Source organism: Pseudotabrizicola alkalilacus, from assembly GCF_003443995.1.
Classification (GTDB): Bacteria; Pseudomonadota; Alphaproteobacteria; order Rhodobacterales; family Rhodobacteraceae; genus Pseudotabrizicola; species Pseudotabrizicola alkalilacus.
In genome coordinates this window covers 265,443-284,500 of the sequence record NZ_QWEY01000005.1, presented here as the reverse complement: position 1 = coordinate 284,500, position 19,058 = coordinate 265,443, and the positions used below count along the sequence as shown (strand labels likewise).

The following is a 19,058-nucleotide window of genomic DNA, read 5'->3' as shown; positions in this document are numbered from 1 at the left end:
CCGAGGCCACGGTGTCGTTCATCCGGTTCAGACAGCGCAGAAAGGTGGATTTGCCGCAGCCCGACGGACCGATGAACGCGGTCACCGTCTTGTCAAGGATATCGACATCAACATCCTTCAGCGCATGGGTGGTGCCATAATGCACCTGCACCCCCCGCGCCGTGATCTTGGCTTTTTGGGCGTTCACGTCACTCTCCGAAAGTCGCATGTCGTTCATTTGGATCTGACCTTTTTGCGCATGCTCTTACCAGCGCCGCTCAAAGCGACGGCGCAGGACGATGGCGATCACGTTCATGACCAGAAGAAAGGCCAGCAGAACAATAATTGCTCCCGAGGAGCGTTCGATAAACGCCGGGTCAGCGCGCGAGGCCCAGGAATACACCTGCACCGGCAGCGCGGTCGCCGGATCAAAGAAACCGCCGTCCAGCGGGCTGGCCGGATAGTTCGCCACGAAAGCCACCATGCCGATCAGCAGCAGCGGCGCCGTTTCGCCCAGAGCGGAGGCCAGACCAAGGATGGTGCCGGTCAGAATGCCGGGGGCGGCCAACGGCAGAACATGGTGGAACACGGTCTGCATCTTTGACGCCCCCACCCCGAGCGCCGCATCGCGGATCGACGGCGGCACCGCGCGCAACGAGGCGCGGGTGGCGATGATGATCGTGGGCAGGGTCATCAGTGTCAGCACCAGCGCGCCGACGATGGGGGCAGAGGCCGGCAGCTTGGCAAAGTTGATGAAGATCGCCAGACCCAGGATCCCGTAGACAATGGACGGCACGGCGGCGAGGTTCGAGATATTGACCTCGATCACATCCGTCCAGCGGTTCTTGGGCGCAAATTCTTCCAGATAGATCGAGGCGGCCACACCAATCGGCAACACCATGATCGCCACCAGAAACATCATGTAAAGCGAGCCGATGATCGCAATCCCAAGCCCCGCAGATTCGGGCCGCTGGTCAGAGGCATCCGGGTTGGTCAGGAACCGCCAGTTGAAGGTGGTTTTCAGCACCCCGGCTTCGATCAGGCGGTCGGCCAGCTGCAACTGCTCTGGTGTGATGTTGCTGTCAAGTGCGGCGCTTTCCATCGTCACGCGGCCCTTGATATAGCCGTCGATCCGGCCCGAGGCAAAGGCGGAAAAACGGATGGTCTGCCCAAGCAGGTCGGGATCGGCCAGCACCATATTGCGCAACCGCGCCGGTGCATCGCGGGAAATGAACTCGCCGACCTGACGCGTGGTCACACCTTCGACCGAAATGTTGCGTTCGGTCATGTAATCATTCAACGCCGATGACAGCAGGTTGCCATAGCCGATGGTGGTGACCTTGCTCAGCGACTCGACGCTGCGATCTCCCTCGGGGTCAAGCCGCTCCGGGTCCAGTGTGACAGAAAGTTCGACACTCGCCTGACGAAAGGCCGACACACCGTCGGAAAAGATCGTCCACAGCATGACACCCAGCATGATCAGGCTGACCGAAATCGCCGCGATCCCGAAGTATTTGAACCGGGCTTCAGCGGCATTGCGGCGTTTCATCAAAGGGTCCTGCGTCAGCAGCGATGATTTGCCGGGAGACCTGGCGTCGGGCAGGCCAGAGACGGTTGCGTCGGTCATTCGTATTGCTCCCGGTATTTGCGCACAATGATGAGGGCAAAGATATTCAGCCCAAGGGTGATCACGAACAGCGTCATCCCCAGAGCAAAGGCCACAAGTGTTTCGGGCGAGTTGAACTCGGTGTCGCCGGTCAGCTGGCTGACGATTTTCACGGTTATTGTCGTCATCGCCTCGAACGGGTTCAGGCTCAGCCGCGCGGCCGCACCGGCGCCCATCACCACGATCATCGTCTCGCCGATGGCGCGGCTGGCGGCCAGCAGAACTGCGCCCACAATCCCCGGCAGCGCCGCGGGCAGGATCACCTGACGCACGGTTTCCGATTTGGTGGCGCCCAACCCGTAAGAGCCGTCGCGCATGGATTGCGGCACCGCGTTGATGATGTCATCGGCCAGCGACGAGATGAACGGAATGTTCAGAATGCCGATCACGATCCCCGCCGTCATCACCGACGAGCCCGAAGTGCCCAGACCCAGCGGTTGGGCAAGCCAGTCGCGCAGGAACGGGCCAACCGTGACCAGCGCAAACAGGCCGAACACCACGGTCGGGATACCGGCGATCACCTCGATCAGCGGTTTGACAACAGCGCGCACGCGCGAACCTGCGTATTCCGCCAGATAGATCGCCGTGAACAACCCGATCGGGACGGCCACCAGCATCGACACAAAGCTGATATAGATCGTGCCCCACAGCAGTGGCGCAAGGCCAAGGGCACTGTTGCCCTGGAATGAAGGCGACCATGTCAGGCTGAAGAAAAAGTCTTGCCACGGATACATCGAAAAGAACCGCATGCTTTCCGTCAGCATCGACATCACAATGCCGATGGTGGTCAGGATCGCGATGGTGGAGGCAAGCATCAGAAGGGCAAGCATCACCCGCTCAACCTGGTTGCGGGCGCGGAAATCGCGGTTGGTGACCTTTATCGCATAGGCAAATCCGGCCAGCGCCACGGCAAGCGTCAGCACGGTTCGCCACAGCGCGCCAGTGGCCGACAGCTCTCGGCTGCGCTGCGCCGCCTGCAGAACCTGCGGCGTCACCTCTGACCCCAGTGCCACGCCAACCGTTGCCAGACGGTCGCGGACAGAGCCGAATTCGGTACGGATGTCTCTGGCCTGATCGGCACTCAGCGCACCGCGCTCGACCGCAACATCAAGTCCTGCAGCCACGCGGCGCACATCGGCCATGATCAGGGTCCGGGCGGCATCGCTTTCAACCCGGTCCGAGGGGAAAAAGCCGACAACCTGCCGTTCAATCACCATGGGCTGCACAATGAGCCAGATCGCCAGAACAAGAAGTGCCGGAAGCCCGGCCATGATCGCGCCATACCAGCCGTAGTAATTCGGCAGCGAATGCAGCACGCGGATATTGCCCTGAGCCGAGGCCACGGCGCGCTGTCGCGCGACCACATAGCCTGCAATTGCCAGAACAAGAATGACAGTGAGAATAAGTGCGACGGTCATGTGCGATCCTGAACGCAAAAGGAGTGGGGGCGGCGTTTGTACGCCGCCCCCGGGGAAAAGATCAGTTCAGCGGACCCATCGGGGTGCGTGCAGCAACCATGGCCTGCGTCGCAGCCAGTTCCGGGTCGGACACCAGACCATACTGGGCCAGCGGGCCATCAGGGCCAGCCATATCGTCAGACACGAAGAACTCGACGTATTCTTTCAGGCCGGGGATCACGTCCAGATGCGCGGTCTTGACGTAGAAGTACAGCGGACGCGACACCGGATAGTCACCCGAAGCAATGGTCTCGGTCGATGGAACGACGCCGCCCATGGTGCCGACGCGCAGCTTGTCGGTGTTGTTCTGATAGAACGACAGACCGAACACGCCGATGGCGTTCTTGTCGTTTTCCAGACGCTGCAGGGTCTCGGTGTAGTCGCCGTCGATGTCCACGTTGCGGCCATCGGTGCGCAGCTTGGCGCATTCGCCGTTGGCGGCGCGGTTCTTGGCCGTATCGTCGTCACCGGCCGCAACAGCCGCGAACAGAGCGTGCGCGCCGGTTTCTTTGCAGCCAGCGATGATCACGCGCTCGTCGAACACTTCGCGGGTGCCGTGCTTGGTGCCGGGCGACAGGACCAGAATGTCCTGAGCGGGCATCGACGGGTTGAAGTCAGCCCACTGGGTGTAGGTGTTGGCAACCAGAGCGCCATCCTTGACGACCTGACCAGCCACAGCGTTGTAGATGTCGCCAGCGGCAAAGGCGAATTCCGGGCCGTTCACGTCCGATGCAAAGACGATCCCGTCATAGCCAAAACGGACTTCCATGACTTCGGTGACGCCGTTGGCAGCACAAGCGTCAAGGTCTTTCTGAGTGATGCGCGAGGACGAGTTGGCGATGTCCACGGTGCTCGGGCCCACGCCTTCACACATCTTGGCACGACCAGCGCCCGAACCGCCACCTTCGACAACCGGGGTCGGGAAGCTGAAGTTTTCGCCGAACGCTTCGGCAACGATGGTGGAATAGGGCAGCACGGTCGACGAACCGGTAACCTGAACGTTGTCGCGGGCAGCAGCGGCGGAAGCCGACACAGCCGCAACGGCCAGTGCCGACACGGTGATTTTCATGAGGTTCATGTCACTCTCCAGTGGATTTCTCGGGCCACGTCCTGTCTGGCCCCACGGGTTCTGCTAATCAGTCGCCGCTACAGTTTTACAACAGGTTTGTGACAGTTTTACGAAGTGACGGCTTTACTGCGCAGTCAGACCGCAGCGGCCAAGGCCCGAGGCAAGAACACTCAGACCGCCCGCCCCCACCGCGCGGCAATCGCCTCCAGCAGCGCAAACAGGATCAGGCTCTGCGCGACCAGCACCACCAAGGCGGCAAACATCAGGTCCGTCTGCCCCCGGCCATTGGCCATCAGCATCAGATAGCCCAGGCCCCGGGATGAGCCGACCCATTCGCCGATCACCACCGCAAAGGGCGCATAGACCACCGCCAGCCGCAGGCCAGACCCCAGCGCGGGCAAGGCGTGCGGCACCTGCAACAGGAGCAGACGGCGCAGCGGCGTGGCCCGCATCAGCTGCGCCAGATCGGCCAGCGGCGACGGCAGCCGCATCAGCCCGTCAAAAAACGCCGAGGTGACCGGAAAATAGACCACCAGCATCACGATCACCACCTTTGACGCCGCGCCATAGCCCAGCCACAGCGTCAGCACCGGGGCCAGCGCAAACACCGGCACCGCCTGCGCAAAGATCAGCATCGGGCGCAGCAGCAGCCGCGCGCCCGGCGACAGCGCCAGATTGAGCGCGGTCGCCACCCCCAGCGCCACGCCCGCCGCCAGCCCGCTCAGCAGATTGACCGCCGTGAACTGCGCCTGTTCCCAGAGCAGCGGCGCATTCGCCCACAGGCTGCTCGCCACCCGCCCCGGCCCCGGCAGGATGAACGGCGGCAGCGCCGTCAGCACCACCAGCGCCTGCCACAGCCCCAGCGCCAGCAGCGGCGCGGCAAGACCGGCCCCGATCCGCCTCATGCAGCGTCAAACCCGGTCAGTGCCGCATCGAAAAACGCCCGCTCCAGCTGCACCGCCGTGGTGAAGCGCTCTTCCACCGCGTGTTGCTCAGCCGGGGTCAGGTCCGTCCAGACCGCATCCAGCTGGCCGCGCAGATAGGCCACAAACCCCTCGAACCCCGGCCCGGCATGCAGGTCGATCCAGTCGCCAAACCAGAACGGCAGGTAAGCGGACTTGGCCGCGTGCGGGCTGGCCCAGTCCAGATAGCTGCCCTCTGCCACCACCAGAACCGCCAGCATCTGCTCATACCGCCCTGAGCCCGCCGCTTCGCGCATCAGCGCCTGAAACGCCACAGTCACTGGATGCGGCGGCGCAGGTTGCGCGGGATCACCGCCCAAAGCCGCAATCGCGCGCTGGAAAAAGGTGTTCTCTGCCCCGCAGATCAGCCCCATGAACTGCCCCGCCGGCACCGCATCGGCCAAACTGGGGGCGTGGGCAATCATCGCGCCCAGCAGGCGGGTGAAATCTTCGACAAACAGATAATCCTGCCGCAGATAGCCCAGCATCAACGGCTCGGGCAGCGTGCCATCGGCCAAGGCGTCGGTAAACGCATGGCGGGTCGCAGCCGCCCAATCTGCCGCGCACAGCGATGTCAGGTGGTCAGTGGGGCGCATGACAAGGTTCCTTCCGGTCGGTTTTCAAACTCTGATCGTGCAACCGCGCCAGCAGACGCGCTTGCGCCGCCAGCGTGTCAGCCGCCCGAAAATCACGGGGGGTGGGGCTGGCGGGCAGGTCCAGCGGTTCCGCCCCGCCCCGCCCCAGCAGCCAGCCCTGATCTGCCAACCGGACCGCCTCCAGCGGGTCATGGGTGATCAATATCACCGTGCGCCCGCGAAGCAGCCGCGCCGCCAGATCCTGCATCGCCAGCCGCGTCACCGTATCCAGCGCCGAAAACGGCTCATCCAGCACCACCACCGGGCACTCCTCGATCAGCACCCGCGCCAGCGCCACCCGCTGCCGCTGCCCGCCCGACAGCGCGGCGGGGTGGCGCGCCTCCATCCCCGCCAGCCCGACCTCGCCCAGCAGCGCGCGGGCGCGGGCGATATCGGGCCGCACGCCACGTAATCGCGCGCCGATGGTCACGTTCTGCACCAGATCGGCCCAGGGCAGCAGCTGCGGCTCTTGCGCCAGCATCGCCACCCGCCCGGCCAGCGACTGACCGTCTGCCGTCGCCAAGGCGCCCTCCAGCCGGTACGGCCCCGGCAACCCGGCAATCAATCGCGCAATCGTCGATTTGCCCACACCCGACGGCCCGAGCAGGCAAGACCACCGGCCCGCCGCAAAGCCCAGCGCCAGACCCCGGATCAGCGGCGCGCCCCCGATCCACAGATCGCCCTGCAGCTGCACCCCGGTCATGCGCCGTCCAGCCCCATCTGCCAGAACCCGACCTCCAGCCGGGTCGCGGTGGCAAAGCGCTGCGTCAACCGGGCAAAGCGGGGCAAACCAGCCCAACCCGGCCCCAGCCGGTGCAAAAGCGCTGCGTCAATCAACGCGCCGACATCGCGGCACAGCGCCTGATACTCGGCCCCGCCATAGGTGGCGATCCAATCCGCATAGGCCCCGCCCCGGCCCGCCAGCCGCGCGCCGATTTCGCCGTAACCCAGCACACAGGGCGCAAGTGCGGCCATCAGGTCGAGGAAATCGCCCGAATACCCCGCCTCCAGCACATAGCGGGTATAGGCGAGGTTGGCGGGCGCTTCCTCAGTCGCCTCCAGCATCGCGGCATCAATCCCTGCGTCAGCACAGATCTGCACATGCAGCGGCATCTCGACATGCGCCAGCGCCTGCACCGTGGCCGAGGCCGCCTGTAGTTCCGCCAGCGTATCGGCCTTGGCCGCCGCCAGCGCCCAGGCCCGCGCGAAGTGGATCAGGAACACATAATCCTGCCGCAGATAGTGCAAAAACCGCGCGCGCGGCAGATCGCCCCGGCCCAGTCCTTCGACAAAGGCGTGATGGGTATAGTCCCGCCACGCCGGTGCCGCAGCCCGCCACAGGGCAAAGGCCCGGCCATAATCGGGCGCACTCATGGCGAAGCCTCTGCTGTGACATCAATCGCCAGCGCCGAGACCGGCAAGCCGCCGGGCGTCGCCCCCTGCGCGGCCAGAAACGCCTCGAACCTATGGTAGCGCCCCGCATCCATTGCCGCCGGGCGGCTGGCAAAGCGCGGCCAGGTATCGGCCCAGGCACGCCGGTTCAGCTCGGTGCGCAGCTCTGGCGCGGTGGCAGCAAAGATCTCCCAAGCCTTTTCCGGCTGGTTCAGGATATAGCCGGTCGCCCGTTCGGTCGCCTCCAGAAACCGCGCAATCACCGCCCGATCCATCGTGTCGGGGTTGGCGACATAGATCAGCTCGTCATAAGCTGGAACGCCCTCCTCTTCAGGGTAAAAGCAGCGGCCTTCCATCCCTTCCAGCTGCAACTGGTGCAGCTCGAAATTCCGGTACGCGCCGATCACCGCATCCACCTGCCCCGACATCAGCGCGGGCGAGATCGAAAAGCCGATGTTGATCTGCTCCACATCCGCAGGCTTCAGCCCGTGATGCGCCAGCATCGCGTTCAGGATGCCCTCCTGCACCCCGGCCACGGCAAAACCCACCTTGCCGCCGCGCAGATCGGGGATGGTCTGCACCGGGCCATCCGCCAGCACCACCAGACAGGTCAGCGGCGTGGCAATCAACGTGCCGACCCGGCGCAACGGCAAGTCATTGTGGCGGCTCAGATGCAGCTGCGGCTGATAACTGACCGCCAGATCCACCCGCCCCGCCGCTGCCATGCGCGGCGGATCATTCGGGTCAGACGGGGTGAGGATTTCCACCTCCAGCCCGGCCTCGGCAAAATACCCCAGCTCCTGCGCCAGAATGATCGGGCCGTGGTCGGGGTTGATGAACCAGTCCAGCATCAGGCTGATCCGGTCCTGTGCGGCAGCGGGCGCTGTCAGTGACAGGGTAAGCGCAAGTGCGGTGATAAGGGGTCGCATGGGAGTCCTCTCAGTCATGAACAGCCAGCAGGGCAATCTCGCCCGGCCAACGGGTTTGCAGCTGTTGCCCGGCATTGTGGGCGCGCAGGCCGGTGGCACAGGCCAGCACCACCCGCCGCCCCTCGGGCGGGGTCAGCCCCGGCATCGCCTCGGGCGGGATATGGCGGGCCTGCGGGCTGAAGGGTGCCGCCTCGGCGCGCAGATCAATCAGCAGATCATCGGCGCGGATCTGGCTGCGCCCGATAAAGGCCAAGGGCCGATCAGGCTCGGGCGCGTCTGCAAAGCCAAAGCCGCCCATCCGCCAGCCCAGCGCATCCAGACTGACCAGACGGCCCAGCGGCGACGGCTCCAGCCCCAACAGCACGGCCAGTGCCATCTGCGCCTGCAACGCCCCCACCGCGCCCACCACCGGCCCCATCACCCCCGCCGTGGCACAGGTCGCCCCCCGCTCTGGCAGGTCGGGAAAGATGGCGCGCAGGCTGGGGGCCGGGCCACAGCAGCCCGCCACATAGCCCGACATCGCCAGCGCCGAGGCGGTGATCAGCGGCGTGCCACTGTCGCGGCAGGCGTCCGACAGCGTCAGGCTGGCGGCAAAGGTATCGGCACAATCCAGTACCACATCGACCATCGCCACCAGCCCCGGCGCATTGGCCGGGTCCAGAGTTCCCACCAGCGGCGTGACCTGCACCTGCGGGTTCAGCGCGCCCAGCGCCATGGCCGCCGCCCGCGCCTTGGGCTGGCCGATCTGGTCCATCCGGTAGAGCGGCTGGCGGGGCAGGTTGTGTTCCTCCACCACATCACCATCAACAAGCGTGATCTGCCCCACCCCGGCCCCGGTCAGATACTGCAACACCGGCACCCCCAGCCCCCCGGCGCCTACCACCAGCACATGCGCCCGGGCCAGCCGCGCCTGCCCTGTGGCCCCGACCTGCGGCAATACGGTCTGACGTGCGTATCGGGTCATGCGCAGACCCTCAGCCAGTCGCGCATCCGCGCCTCCGGATCGGGGTGCAGCGTGATGTCGGTGACCGCCGCCACCAGATCCGCCCCCGCCGCAAACGCCCCCGCCGCCCGCTCCACCGACATGCCGCCAATGGCACACAGCGGAATGTCCCCCACCAGCCGCTTCCACTCGGTCACCCGCTCCAGCCCCTGCTGATGCCATTTCATCTGCTTCAGGATCGTCGGGTAAACCGGCCCCAGCGCGATATAATCCGGCGTGAGCGCCAAGGCGCGGTCCAGTTCGGCATGATCATGGGTCGAGATTCCCAGCCGCAGCCCGCCCCGGCGGATCGCGGGCAGATCAGCACTGTCCAGATCCTCCTGCCCCAGATGTAGCCACTCTGCCCCTTCCTCGATCGCCAGTTGCCAATGGTCATTAACCACCAACGCTGCGCCATGCCGCCGCGCCAGTGCCAGTGCCGCGCGGATCTCGGCGCTCAATGCCTCGGGCGGGCGGTCCTTGATCCGCAGTTGCACCAGCCCCACGCCCAGCGGCAAAGCGCGCTCCAACCAGGCCAGCGAATCGAATACCGGATAAAATCGCGCCAATGTCATAGCCATGCCTTTCCCATTACCGGGGTCGAGGGCACCGCCATCTCACGCGGCTCCATCGGGTCCGCGCCTCGCGCCAGCGCCCCCGCCTGCACCGCCAGCCCAAACGCCCGCGCCATGGCCGCCGGATCGCCCGCCTGCGCCACCGCCGTGTTCAGCAGCACCGCGTCAAACCCCAGTTCCATCGCATCCGTCGCATGGCTTGGCAGACCCAGCCCCGCATCAATCACCATCGGCACATCGGGAAACGCCGCGCGCAGCATTTTCAGCCCATAGCGGTTGTTCAGCCCCAGTCCCGAGCCGATGGGCGAACCCCAAGGCATCAGAACCTGTGCCCCCGCCGCCAGCAAACGCCCCGCCAGCACCTGATCTTCGGTGGTATAGGGAAACACCTCGAACCCGTCCGCCGCCAGAACCCCGGTCGCCTCCAGCAGCCCGAACGGATCGGGCTGCAAGGTATCGGCATGACCGATCACCTCCAGCTTGATCCAGTTGGTCTCGAACATCTCCCGCGCCATCTTGGCCGTGGTCACCGCCTCCTGCACGCTGTGGCATCCGGCGGTATTGGGCAGCACATGCACCCCAAGGCTGCGGATGATCTGCCAGAACGCCTGCCCCTTGCCCGCCTCCCGCCGCAACGACACCGTCGCCACCGAGGCCTGCGAGTCACGAAACGCCGCCTCCAGCACCGCAGGCGACGGATATTGCGCCGTGCCCAGCATGAGCGGCGTCTCCAGACTCACCCCGTAAAATCTGCGCATCGCTCAGCCCCCCTGCATCGGGGCCAGCACTTCCAGCCGGTCCCCTTCGGTTACAGCCATCGTCCCGCGCGCGGCCTTTGGCACAAACGCGCCGTTCAGCGCTGTCGCCACCCGCGCCTCGCCCCAGCCCAGTTCAGCCAGCACCCCGGCCACGGTTGCGGCCTGCACCTCATGGCTTGCGCCATTCACCTCAATCTTCATGCACCAGATCCCCCTTGATGCCCCTGGTCAGATAGTCCACCGCCTGCAGCGCCAGTGCCGGGGCCATCAGATAGCCGTGCCGGAACAGACCGTTCAGCTGCAAAACCCGCCCCCGCACCTGCACACGCGGCACATTGTCGGCAAAAGCCGGGCGCAGATCGGCGCCGGTTTCCAGCACCTCGGCCTCGGCAAAGCGCGGGTCCAGCGCATAGGCCGCACTCAACAGCTCCAGCATCGACCGCGCCGACACGCCGCGCCGGTCCTCGCTTTCGATCTGCGTGGCCCCCAGCATGAACACGCCCTCCGCCCGCGGCACGATGTAGAGCGGGTGGCGCGGATGCAGCAGCCGCACCGGGCGAGACAGCCGGATTTCGGGCGCGCGCAGCAGCAGCATCTCGCCGCGCACCCCGCGCAAGCCGGGCAGGCCCGCCGCCAGGCCGCGCGCATCAATCACCGGGCCGGGTATCGTTTCCGGCGTGGCATCGGCCTGCATGATCCCCACGCCCCGCGCCGCCAGCGCCGCCACCAGACCGGCCAGCGCCGCGCGGGGGTCCAGATGCGCCTCGGCGTCAAAGAACAATCCCTGCCCCGCGCCGGCCAGATCCGGCTCCAGCGCGGCCAGATCCGCCACCGCCCGGTGCCCCGTGGTCCGGCGGGCAAAGCGCGCAAGTTCCCCCTTGTCGCGCGGCATGGCCACCACCAGCGTGCCGCGCTGCGTAACTTCCGTCACCCCGGCCCAATGCGCTGCGGCCTGCGCGCCATGGCGGGTGATCACCGGCTCGGCCACAGCACCTTCGCACCAGGGGGCCAGCATCCCGCCCGCCCACCACGAACAGCCATGCGGGCCGGGCGGGCCACTGCGGTCGATCAGGCGCGGGGTCAGACCGGCCTCACACAACGCATAGGCCGCCCACAGCCCCGCCACTCCGGCCCCGATCACCGTGACATCGGCCATGGCGCGATCAGCCATCGGCCCACACCGCATGAAAATGATGCACCGGCCCCTGCCCCGAGCCCACGCCCAACCCATCCGCAGCGGCAATCGCGCCCTGCAGATAGCCATGCGCCCGCCCCACCGCCTCGGGCAGCGCCAGCCCCTGCGCCAGCCCGGCAGCAATCGCCGCCGACAGCGTGCAGCCGGTGCCATGGGTGTTTCGGGTGACCTGCCGGGGCGCGCTCAGCCGGGTGATGCCTTCTGCCGTGATCAGCAGATCGACACAGTCCGCGCCCGCGCCATGCCCGCCCTTCATCAGCACCGCCTGCGGCCCCAGCGCCCGCAGCGCCTGCCCCTGCTCCCCCATCTCGGCTTCGGAACCGGCCGGGGCACAGCCCAGCAGATCGGCGGCTTCGGGCAGGTTCGGGGTCAGCACCGTGGCCATCGGCAGCAGCAAACTGCGCAGCGCCGCCAGCGCCTCTTGCGGCAACAGCCGGTCACCAGATTTTGCCACCATCACCGGGTCCAGCACCACCGGCACCGCACAGCCCGACAGCCCTGCGGCCACCGCCGCAATCGCCCCGGCCCCGCCCAGCATCCCCAGCTTGACCGCCCGCACCGCCAGATCGTCAAACACCGCCGCCATCTGCGCCGCGATCATCGCCGGGCTGACAGCCTCGATTCCCCGCACGCTGCGGGTGTTCTGCGCGGTCAGTGCGGTGATGACCGAGGCGCCATAGACGCCCAAAGCCGAAAAGCTCTTCAGATCCGCCTGAATCCCGGCGCCACCGCCAGAATCAGAGCCTGCAATCGTCAACGCGATGGGAACCACATGCCCCTCCTTGCTTCATCAAAATCGCAAGGAGACGGACTCCGGGCGCTTTGCGCCCTCGATGCACCGTTCCCTACGCCGGTATGACCCGGATCAGGTTCGATGGGTTGGCATAACACCTCTCAGCCCCATGACAGGGCACCCCAACGGTTGTGCCGCAACGCTAGACCGAAGATTTCCGACTGACAAGGGGGGTTCACCGACACGCGAAAACCGCGAGCCGCCCGCCGAACTCCCCACTGGAAACCGCACAGAGATTGCGGTAACCGGAGCGGATGACCCATTCCCTCACGCTCCGCCGCCCCGATGACTGGCACCTGCACCTGCGCGACGGCGCGATGTTGCAAGGGGTGCTGCCCGAAACCGCGCGCCACTTTGCCCGCGCCATCATCATGCCCAATCTGGTGCCGCCGGTCGTCACCGGCGCGCAGGCCAGCGCCTACCGCGACCGCATTCTCGCGGCCTTGCCGGCGGGCGCGGCGTTCGAGCCGCTGATGACGCTCTACCTGACCGAGACAACGGACGCCGCCGATGTCGCAGCCGCCCATGCCTCCGGTCTGGTCAAGGCGGTCAAGCTCTACCCCGCCGGGGCCACCACCAACTCGCACGGCGGCGTGCATGATGTGGACAAGGTCATGCCGGTGCTGGAGAAAATGGCCGAAATCGGCCTGCCGCTCTGCGTGCATGGCGAGGTGACAACGCCCGAGGTTGACATCTTCGACCGCGAGGCCGTGTTCATCGACACCGTGCTCGACCCGCTGCGCCGTCGCCTGCCCGGTCTGCGGGTGGTGATGGAACACATCACCACGCAGGACGGGGTGGATTACGCGCTCTCCGGCGGCCCGGATCTGGCGGCCACGATCACCACGCATCACCTGATCATCAACCGCAACCACATCCTCGTCGGTGGCATCAAACCGCATTACTACTGCCTGCCGGTCGCCAAGCGCGAGCGTCACCGCCTCGCCCTGCGCGCCGCCGCCACCTCCGGCGCGGGCCGCTTTTTCCTCGGCACCGATTCCGCCCCGCATGTCGATGCCGCCAAGGAACAGGCCTGCGGCTGCGCGGGCTGCTTCACCGCCACCAACACCATGCCGCTGCTCGCGCATGTGTTCGAGGAAGACACCGCCCTCGACCGGCTGGAGGCGTTCACCAGCCTCAACGGCCCGGCCTTCTACCGCCTGCCCGCCAATGACAGCCAATTGCGCCTTGTCAAACACGACACCCCGCAAATCTGGCCCGAAAAGATCTACACCGAGGCTGGCCCCGTCACCGTTTTCAACCCCGACTATCCGGTCCACTGGGCCGTGGAAGCCTGAGTTGCTGCTTACCCAAATACTCCCGCCGGAGGCACCAACGGCACCGACAGGAGCCTCCGGCGGGAGTATTTGGAAAGCAGCAAAGCCATAGCAAGGACTGCCGCCATGATCCCCACCTCTTTCCCCCCCCGCGAAGAAATCGCCCGCCTGACCGCCCGCGCACTGCTGGAAATCAAGGCGGTGCATTTCAACGCCGAGACGCCCTTTACCCTCGCCTCCGGCCTGCCATCGCCAACCTATATCGACTGCCGCAAGCTGATCTCCTACCCGCGCATCCGCGCGATGCTGATGGATTTCATGGCCGTCACCGTGATGCGCGACGCAGGCTTCGAGGCATTTGACAACATCGCCGGGGGCGAGACCGCTGGCATCCCCTTCGCCGCGCTGGTGGCCGAGCGCCTTGCCCTGCCGATGACCTATGTGCGCAAAAAGCCCAAAGGCTACGGCCGCAACGCCCGCATCGAAGGGGTGATGACCGAGGGCCAGCGCGTGCTCTTGGTCGAGGATCTGACCACCGATGGCGGATCAAAACTGTCCTTCGTCGATGCCATCCGCGAGACCGGGGCCACCTGCGCCCATACGGCGGTGATCTTCTACTACGGCATCTTTGACGGCACCACCGAACGTCTGGCAGACCACGGCGTCGCGCTGCACCATCTGTGCACCTGGTGGGATGTGCTGGCCGAAGCCCGCGCTCAGGCGATCTTTGACGAGTCCACTCTGACCGAGGTCGAGGCCTTCCTCAAAGCCCCCCGCGCCTGGCAGGACGCCCGCAAAAGCTGACGCTGCGGCAGCTGCGCCATTTTCCGCCGGCGCTGTGACGCGCCGGTGGAAAACCCTGTGCACAGCATGTGGACAAGCGGTCGTCAGAATCGAAAGACCCTGCTACGCTGCCCCACCAACCGCTACATCTTGGGGCGGTCCTGTTGCCTGACACGATCTGCGGCCTGCGACAGGGGCCATGCACAGGGTTATGCACAGCTTTGTCCCGGCTTGCCCCCGCCCGCCCGGACAGGCTAAACCGCACACTTCATCCGGGGGGCAAGGGCAGGACATGAACGAAGTAGCCAAGATCAGAACCGACCTTCCCGCCGCCGCGCCCGAAGCCGATACCCTGCCGCACAACATCGAGGCCGAGCAGCAGCTTCTGGGCGCGATCCTGACCAACAACGATGTCTACGACCGCATCGCCAGCACGGTGAAATCCGAGCATTTTTATGATCCGGTCCACCAGCGCATCTATGAAAAATCCGCCGCCCGGATCCAGAAAAACGCCCTCGCCAGCCCGGTCACGCTGAAGCCGTTCTTCGAGGATGATGACGGGCTCAAGGAACTCGGCGGCCCGGCCTACCTCGTGCGCCTGGCCGGGGCGGCGATTTCTGCCTATGCGGCGCGCGATTACGCCCAGATGATCTACGACCTCGCCGTGCGCCGCGAGCTGATAGCACTTGGCAAGGACATCAGCGCCAAGGCGGCCAAGGTCGACATGGCGTCGGAACCGCGCGAGCAGATCGTCGAGGCCGAACAGCGGCTCTACAAACTGGGCGAACAGGGCGTGGCCGAACGCGGCTTTCAGTCCTTCCTCAAGGCGGTCACCGATGCAGTGAACGTGGCCAACGCCGCCTATCAGCGCGGCGGCGGCCTTGCCGGCATCTCGACCGGCCTCACCGATCTCGACAAAAAGCTGGGGGGCCTGCACGAATCCGACCTCCTGATCCTCGCCGGTCGCCCGTCGATGGGCAAAACCTCGCTCGCCACCAACATCGCCTTCAACGTCGCCAAAGCCTACAAGCGCGGCCGCAAACCCGATGGCCATGAGGGCGCAGTCGAAGGCGGCGTCGTCGGCTTTTTCAGCCTTGAGATGAGCGCCGAACAGCTCGCCGCGCGGATTCTCTCCGAGGCCTCGGAAGTGCCCTCCGAACAAATCCGCCGCGGCGACATGACCGAAACCGAATTCCGCCGCTTTGTCGAAGCGGCCAAACAGCTCGAATCCTGCCCGCTCTACATCGACGACACGCCTGCGCTGCCGATCAGCCAGGTCGCCGCCCGCGCCCGGCGCCTGAAGCGGACCCATGGGCTTGACGTGCTGATGATCGACTACCTGCAGCTTCTCAAAGGCTCGGCCAAAAGCTCCGAAGGCAACCGGGTGCAGGAAGTCTCGGAAATCACCCAAGGGCTGAAAGCCATCGCCAAAGAGCTCAACATCCCGGTCATCGCCCTGTCGCAGCTCTCGCGTCAGGTGGAATCGCGCGAAGACAAACGCCCGCAGCTGTCTGACCTGCGCGAATCCGGCTCGATCGAGCAGGATGCCGATGTGGTGATGTTCGTCTACCGCGACGAATATTACAAAGAACGCGAAAAGCCGGGCGATCACGAGCTGGAAAAGATGGCCGCCTGGCAGACGGTGATGGAACAGGTCCATGGCAAGGCCGAGGTGATCATCGGCAAACAGCGTCACGGCCCGATCGGGTCGGTCGAGCTCAGCTTCGAGGGCCGCTTCACCCGCTTCGGCAACCTCGCCAAACCCTGGCAAGGCGACGGCCCCGGCTACTGACACCGCCAGACCGCCGCGCCGCCCCTTTGCATTGCAGCTTTTCCAAATACTCCCGCCGGAGGCATCCCACCCTCTCCGCCCACGCCACGCCACAGACCCATCCTGCGGCAGCAGCGGGCGCGGGGGGCTCGATGCCCCCCAAGCCCGCCCCGTTCCCGCCGACACCGCCTTTTCCGCTTGACCCTCGCGCATGATCTGACAACAAACCCCCATGACAACAGCGACCCTCTCCATTGATCTTGATGCCATCGCCGCCAACTGGCGCGCGCTGGACCGTGCTTCGGCCTCCGGCGTGCAGACCGCGGCCGTGGTCAAGGCTGACGCTTACGGCCTCGGCATCACCCGCGTCGCCCGCGCGCTGGCACAGGCCGGGGCGCGGCGGTTTTTCGTCGCCGTGTCCGAAGAGGGCGCGGCCCTGCGTCAGGCCCTCGGGCCGGGGCCGCAGATCTGCGTGATGTCGGGCCATATGGCCGGCGATACCGAAATGGTGCACGACCTCGACCTGTGCCCGATGCTGAACAGCATTGATCAGGTCACCCGCCATCTGGAATCGCTGCCCGGCCTGCCGTTTGGTGTGCAGCTCGACACCGGCATGAACCGCCTCGGCATGGAAGAGGCGGAATGGGAGGCGGTGGCCCCCTTCGTGCTGGAGGCCGGGCCGGAACTGATCATGTCGCATCTGGCCTGCGCTGATGAGCCCGATCATGCGCTCAACGAGCTGCAGCTTGCCACCTTTCACGCCATGACCGATGGCACCGGGGTTCCGCGCTCGCTGGCCGCGACCGGCGGCATCCTGCTCGGTCCGAAATACCATTTCGACCTGACCCGCCCCGGCATCGGCCTTTATGGCGGACGGCCCTATGAAGGCGCGTCCCGTGTGGTCGGCCTGTCGCTGCCGGTGATCCAGACCCGGGTGGTGCAGGCTGGCGAGTCGGTCGGCTATGCCTGTGGCTGGACCGCAGACGTGCCCAGCATGATCGCCACCGTCTCTGGCGGCTATGCCGACGGCTTGCTGCGCGCGCTGTCCAACAATGCCGTGCTGTGGGATGGCGACACCCCCTGCCCGCTGGTGGGCCGGGTCTCGATGGATCTGATCACCGTCGACATCAGCCATCTGTCCTATGTGCCGCGCGCGCTCGACATCCTCGGCCCGCATCAGACGGTGGACGATCTGGCCGATATTGCCGGCACCATCGGCTATGAGATCCTCACCTCGCTCGGCCCCCGCTACACCCGCCGCTATCAGGAGGGCAGCGCGTGAGCGCAGCCCCGGACCCACGGAGCTTGGGCCACCTTGGCCTCGCCCTGCGCAGCATCGGACGGTCTACCCTTGGCGCGCTTGCGTCCATCGGGCGTGTGGTGCTGTTTGCCGCCGCTACGCTGGGCCATCTGGTCCGCCCGCCATTCTACTGGCGCGAGTTCGGTGCGCAGGTGCTGCAGATCGGCTGGTGCAGCCTGCCGGTCGTCGGCCTCACCGCGCTGTTCACCGGCGGCGCACTTGCGCTGCAGATCTACTCGGGCGGCGCGCGCTTCAATGCCGAAGCCGTGGTGCCCTCCATCGTCGCCATCGGCATGGTGCGCGAACTTGGGCCGGTGCTGGGCGGGCTGATGGTTGCCGCGCGTGTCGCCTCGTCCATCGCCGCCGAGCTTGGCACCATGAAGGTGACCGAGCAGATTGACGCGCTGACCACCCTGTCGACCAACCCGATGAAATACCTCGTGGTGCCGCGCGTGCTGGCGGCCACTCTTGCGGTGCCGGTGCTGGTCGGGGTCGGCGATGCCATCGGCATCATGGGCGGCTGGCTGGTCGGCGTGACCCGGCTCGACTTCAACTCGGTCACTTATCTGAAGAACACCATCGACTTTCTGGAGGTCTGGGATGTCGGCTCCGGCCTCGTCAAGGGGGCGGCTTTCGGCTTCATCGTGGCGCTTCTGGGCTGCTACCACGGCATGAACTCCGGTCGCGGCGCGCAAGGCGTGGGCAAAGCCACCAAATCCGCCGTTGTCGCCGCCTCTGTCCTGATCCTCGCCGCCAACTACCTGCTGACCGAGGTGTTCTTTACCTCATGATCACCCTGTCAGATGTCACAAAGTCGTTTGGAAACAACCACGTCCTGCGCGGGGTTAACCTGACGATCCCCACCGCCAAAAGCATGGTGATCATCGGCGGTTCCGGCACCGGCAAATCGGTGCTGCTCAAATCCGTGCTGGGTCTGGTCACGCCCGACAGCGGCACCATCGCGCTGGATGGGCAAGACGTGCGCCGCGCCGAGCGCGATGCCTTCCTCGCCCGGTTCGGCATGCTGTTTCAGGGCGGTGCGCTGTTCGACTCGCTGCGGGTCTGGGAAAACGTCGCCTTCCGCCTGATGCGCGGCGCTGCCCGCCGTCCCAAGGATGAGGCCCGCGCCATCGCGCTGGAAAAACTGCGCCGCGTCGGCCTTGGCCCGCAGGTGGCCGACCTCTACCCCGCCGAACTCTCCGGCGGCATGCAGAAACGTGTCGGCCTCGCCCGCGCGATCGCCGCCGAGCCCGAGATCATCTTTTTCGACGAACCCACCACCGGGCTGGACCCGATCATGGCCGGCGTCATCAATGACCTGATCCGCGAGATCGTGGTCGAGATGGGGGCCACGGCCATGACCATCACCCACGACATGTCATCGGTCCGCGCCATCGCGGATGAGGTGGCGATGCTGCACGAAGGCACCATCAAATGGACCGGCCCTGTCGCGGAAATGGATGATTGCCCCGACCCTTACGTGCAACAGTTCATCCATGGCCGCGCCACCGGCCCGATCAACGCAATCCGGTAGG

General features: G+C 66.0%; 21 protein-coding genes and 1 riboswitch. Of the genes, 6 read left to right on the top strand and 15 right to left on the bottom strand.

The annotated features are described in order from the left end of the window. The 15 genes from D1012_RS11610 to thiD all read right to left on the bottom strand — a co-directional run. The coding region (locus D1012_RS11610; protein ID WP_118152368.1) for an ATP-binding cassette domain-containing protein at positions 1 to 217 on the bottom strand (217 nt) is incomplete at its 3' end. A 27-nt stretch (positions 218 to 244) separates the two neighbouring features. Then, a complete protein-coding gene (gene pstA / locus D1012_RS11605) occupies positions 245 to 1,606 on the bottom strand; it encodes a phosphate ABC transporter permease PstA (protein WP_118152312.1) in 1,362 nt (453 codons plus the stop codon). Continuing rightward, positions 1,603 to 3,063, bottom strand: coding sequence for a phosphate ABC transporter permease subunit PstC (gene pstC / locus D1012_RS11600; RefSeq protein WP_118152310.1), 1,461 nt, complete (start codon positions 3,061 to 3,063; stop codon positions 1,603 to 1,605). Before pstC ends, pstA begins: the two co-directional genes overlap by 4 nt. Before the next feature lie 61 nt (positions 3,064 to 3,124). Beyond that, positions 3,125 to 4,180, bottom strand: a complete 1,056-nt coding sequence (locus D1012_RS11595) for a substrate-binding domain-containing protein (protein ID WP_118152308.1) — start codon at positions 4,178 to 4,180, stop codon at positions 3,125 to 3,127. A 161-nt stretch (positions 4,181 to 4,341) separates the two neighbouring features. Further along, on the bottom strand, positions 4,342 to 5,076 hold the full coding sequence (locus D1012_RS11590; RefSeq protein WP_118152306.1) for an ABC transporter permease: 735 nt from the start codon (positions 5,074 to 5,076) through the stop codon (positions 4,342 to 4,344). Next, the gene (locus tag D1012_RS11585; RefSeq protein ID WP_118152304.1) at positions 5,073 to 5,729 is read right to left on the bottom strand and encodes a TenA family protein; all 657 of its coding nucleotides are present in this window, start codon (positions 5,727 to 5,729) and stop codon (positions 5,073 to 5,075) included. The genes D1012_RS11590 and D1012_RS11585 overlap by 4 nt, the downstream gene beginning before the upstream one ends. Further along, a complete protein-coding gene (locus D1012_RS11580; protein WP_118152302.1) occupies positions 5,716 to 6,471 on the bottom strand; it encodes an ABC transporter ATP-binding protein in 756 nt (251 codons plus the stop codon). The genes D1012_RS11585 and D1012_RS11580 overlap by 14 nt, the downstream gene beginning before the upstream one ends. After that, positions 6,468 to 7,142, bottom strand: a complete 675-nt coding sequence (gene tenA, locus D1012_RS11575) for a thiaminase II (RefSeq protein ID WP_118152300.1) — start codon at positions 7,140 to 7,142, stop codon at positions 6,468 to 6,470. The genes D1012_RS11580 and tenA overlap by 4 nt, the downstream gene beginning before the upstream one ends. Then, positions 7,139 to 8,089 carry an ABC transporter substrate-binding protein gene (locus tag D1012_RS11570; protein ID WP_118152298.1) on the bottom strand — a complete coding sequence of 317 codons (951 nt, stop codon included), beginning with the start codon at positions 8,087 to 8,089 and terminating at the stop codon, positions 7,139 to 7,141. The genes tenA and D1012_RS11570 overlap by 4 nt, the downstream gene beginning before the upstream one ends. Positions 8,090 to 8,099: 10 nt before the next feature. Then, positions 8,100 to 9,053, bottom strand: a complete 954-nt coding sequence (locus D1012_RS11565) for a HesA/MoeB/ThiF family protein (protein ID WP_118152296.1) — start codon at positions 9,051 to 9,053, stop codon at positions 8,100 to 8,102. After that, positions 9,050 to 9,646: a thiamine phosphate synthase gene (locus D1012_RS11560; protein ID WP_118152294.1), complete on the bottom strand. Its 597-nt coding sequence runs from the start codon at positions 9,644 to 9,646 to the stop codon at positions 9,050 to 9,052. Before D1012_RS11560 ends, D1012_RS11565 begins: the two co-directional genes overlap by 4 nt. Beyond that, positions 9,643 to 10,404 carry a thiazole synthase gene (locus D1012_RS11555; protein ID WP_118152292.1) on the bottom strand — a complete coding sequence of 254 codons (762 nt, stop codon included), beginning with the start codon at positions 10,402 to 10,404 and terminating at the stop codon, positions 9,643 to 9,645. Before D1012_RS11555 ends, D1012_RS11560 begins: the two co-directional genes overlap by 4 nt. Before the next feature lie 3 nt (positions 10,405 to 10,407). Further along, a complete protein-coding gene (gene thiS, locus D1012_RS11550) occupies positions 10,408 to 10,605 on the bottom strand; it encodes a sulfur carrier protein ThiS (protein ID WP_118152290.1) in 198 nt (65 codons plus the stop codon). Then, a complete protein-coding gene (locus tag D1012_RS11545) occupies positions 10,595 to 11,575 on the bottom strand; it encodes an FAD-dependent oxidoreductase (RefSeq protein WP_354002036.1) in 981 nt (326 codons plus the stop codon). The genes thiS and D1012_RS11545 overlap by 11 nt, the downstream gene beginning before the upstream one ends. After that, positions 11,568 to 12,371, bottom strand: coding sequence for a bifunctional hydroxymethylpyrimidine kinase/phosphomethylpyrimidine kinase (gene thiD, locus D1012_RS11540; protein ID WP_118152287.1), 804 nt, complete (start codon positions 12,369 to 12,371; stop codon positions 11,568 to 11,570). Before thiD ends, D1012_RS11545 begins: the two co-directional genes overlap by 8 nt. 53 nt (positions 12,372 to 12,424) lie before the next feature. Continuing rightward, a riboswitch (TPP riboswitch) is annotated at positions 12,425 to 12,527 on the bottom strand. A gap of 119 nt (positions 12,528 to 12,646) precedes the next feature. On the opposite strand from thiD, the gene pyrC reads away from it, so the two are divergent. The 6 genes from pyrC to D1012_RS11510 all read left to right on the top strand — a co-directional run bounded on the left by pyrC (position 12,647) and on the right by D1012_RS11510 (position 19,057). After that, the gene (gene pyrC, locus D1012_RS11535; RefSeq protein ID WP_118152285.1) at positions 12,647 to 13,690 is read left to right on the top strand and encodes a dihydroorotase; all 1,044 of its coding nucleotides are present in this window, start codon (positions 12,647 to 12,649) and stop codon (positions 13,688 to 13,690) included. Positions 13,691 to 13,795: 105 nt separating this feature from the next. Then, on the top strand, positions 13,796 to 14,473 hold the full coding sequence (locus tag D1012_RS11530; RefSeq protein WP_118152283.1) for an orotate phosphoribosyltransferase: 678 nt from the start codon (positions 13,796 to 13,798) through the stop codon (positions 14,471 to 14,473). A gap of 271 nt (positions 14,474 to 14,744) precedes the next feature. Then, on the top strand, positions 14,745 to 16,244 hold the full coding sequence (locus D1012_RS11525; RefSeq protein WP_118152281.1) for a replicative DNA helicase: 1,500 nt from the start codon (positions 14,745 to 14,747) through the stop codon (positions 16,242 to 16,244). A gap of 211 nt (positions 16,245 to 16,455) precedes the next feature. Then, positions 16,456 to 17,505: an alanine racemase gene (gene alr / locus D1012_RS11520; protein ID WP_118152279.1), complete on the top strand. Its 1,050-nt coding sequence runs from the start codon at positions 16,456 to 16,458 to the stop codon at positions 17,503 to 17,505. Then, positions 17,502 to 18,314, top strand: a complete 813-nt coding sequence (locus tag D1012_RS11515) for an MlaE family ABC transporter permease (protein WP_233517103.1) — start codon at positions 17,502 to 17,504, stop codon at positions 18,312 to 18,314. Before alr ends, D1012_RS11515 begins: the two co-directional genes overlap by 4 nt. After that, complete coding sequence (locus D1012_RS11510; protein ID WP_118152277.1) at positions 18,311 to 19,057, top strand: ABC transporter ATP-binding protein; 747 nt, start codon at positions 18,311 to 18,313, stop codon at positions 19,055 to 19,057. The genes D1012_RS11515 and D1012_RS11510 overlap by 4 nt, the downstream gene beginning before the upstream one ends. The last annotated feature ends 1 nt before the right edge of the window (position 19,058 follow it).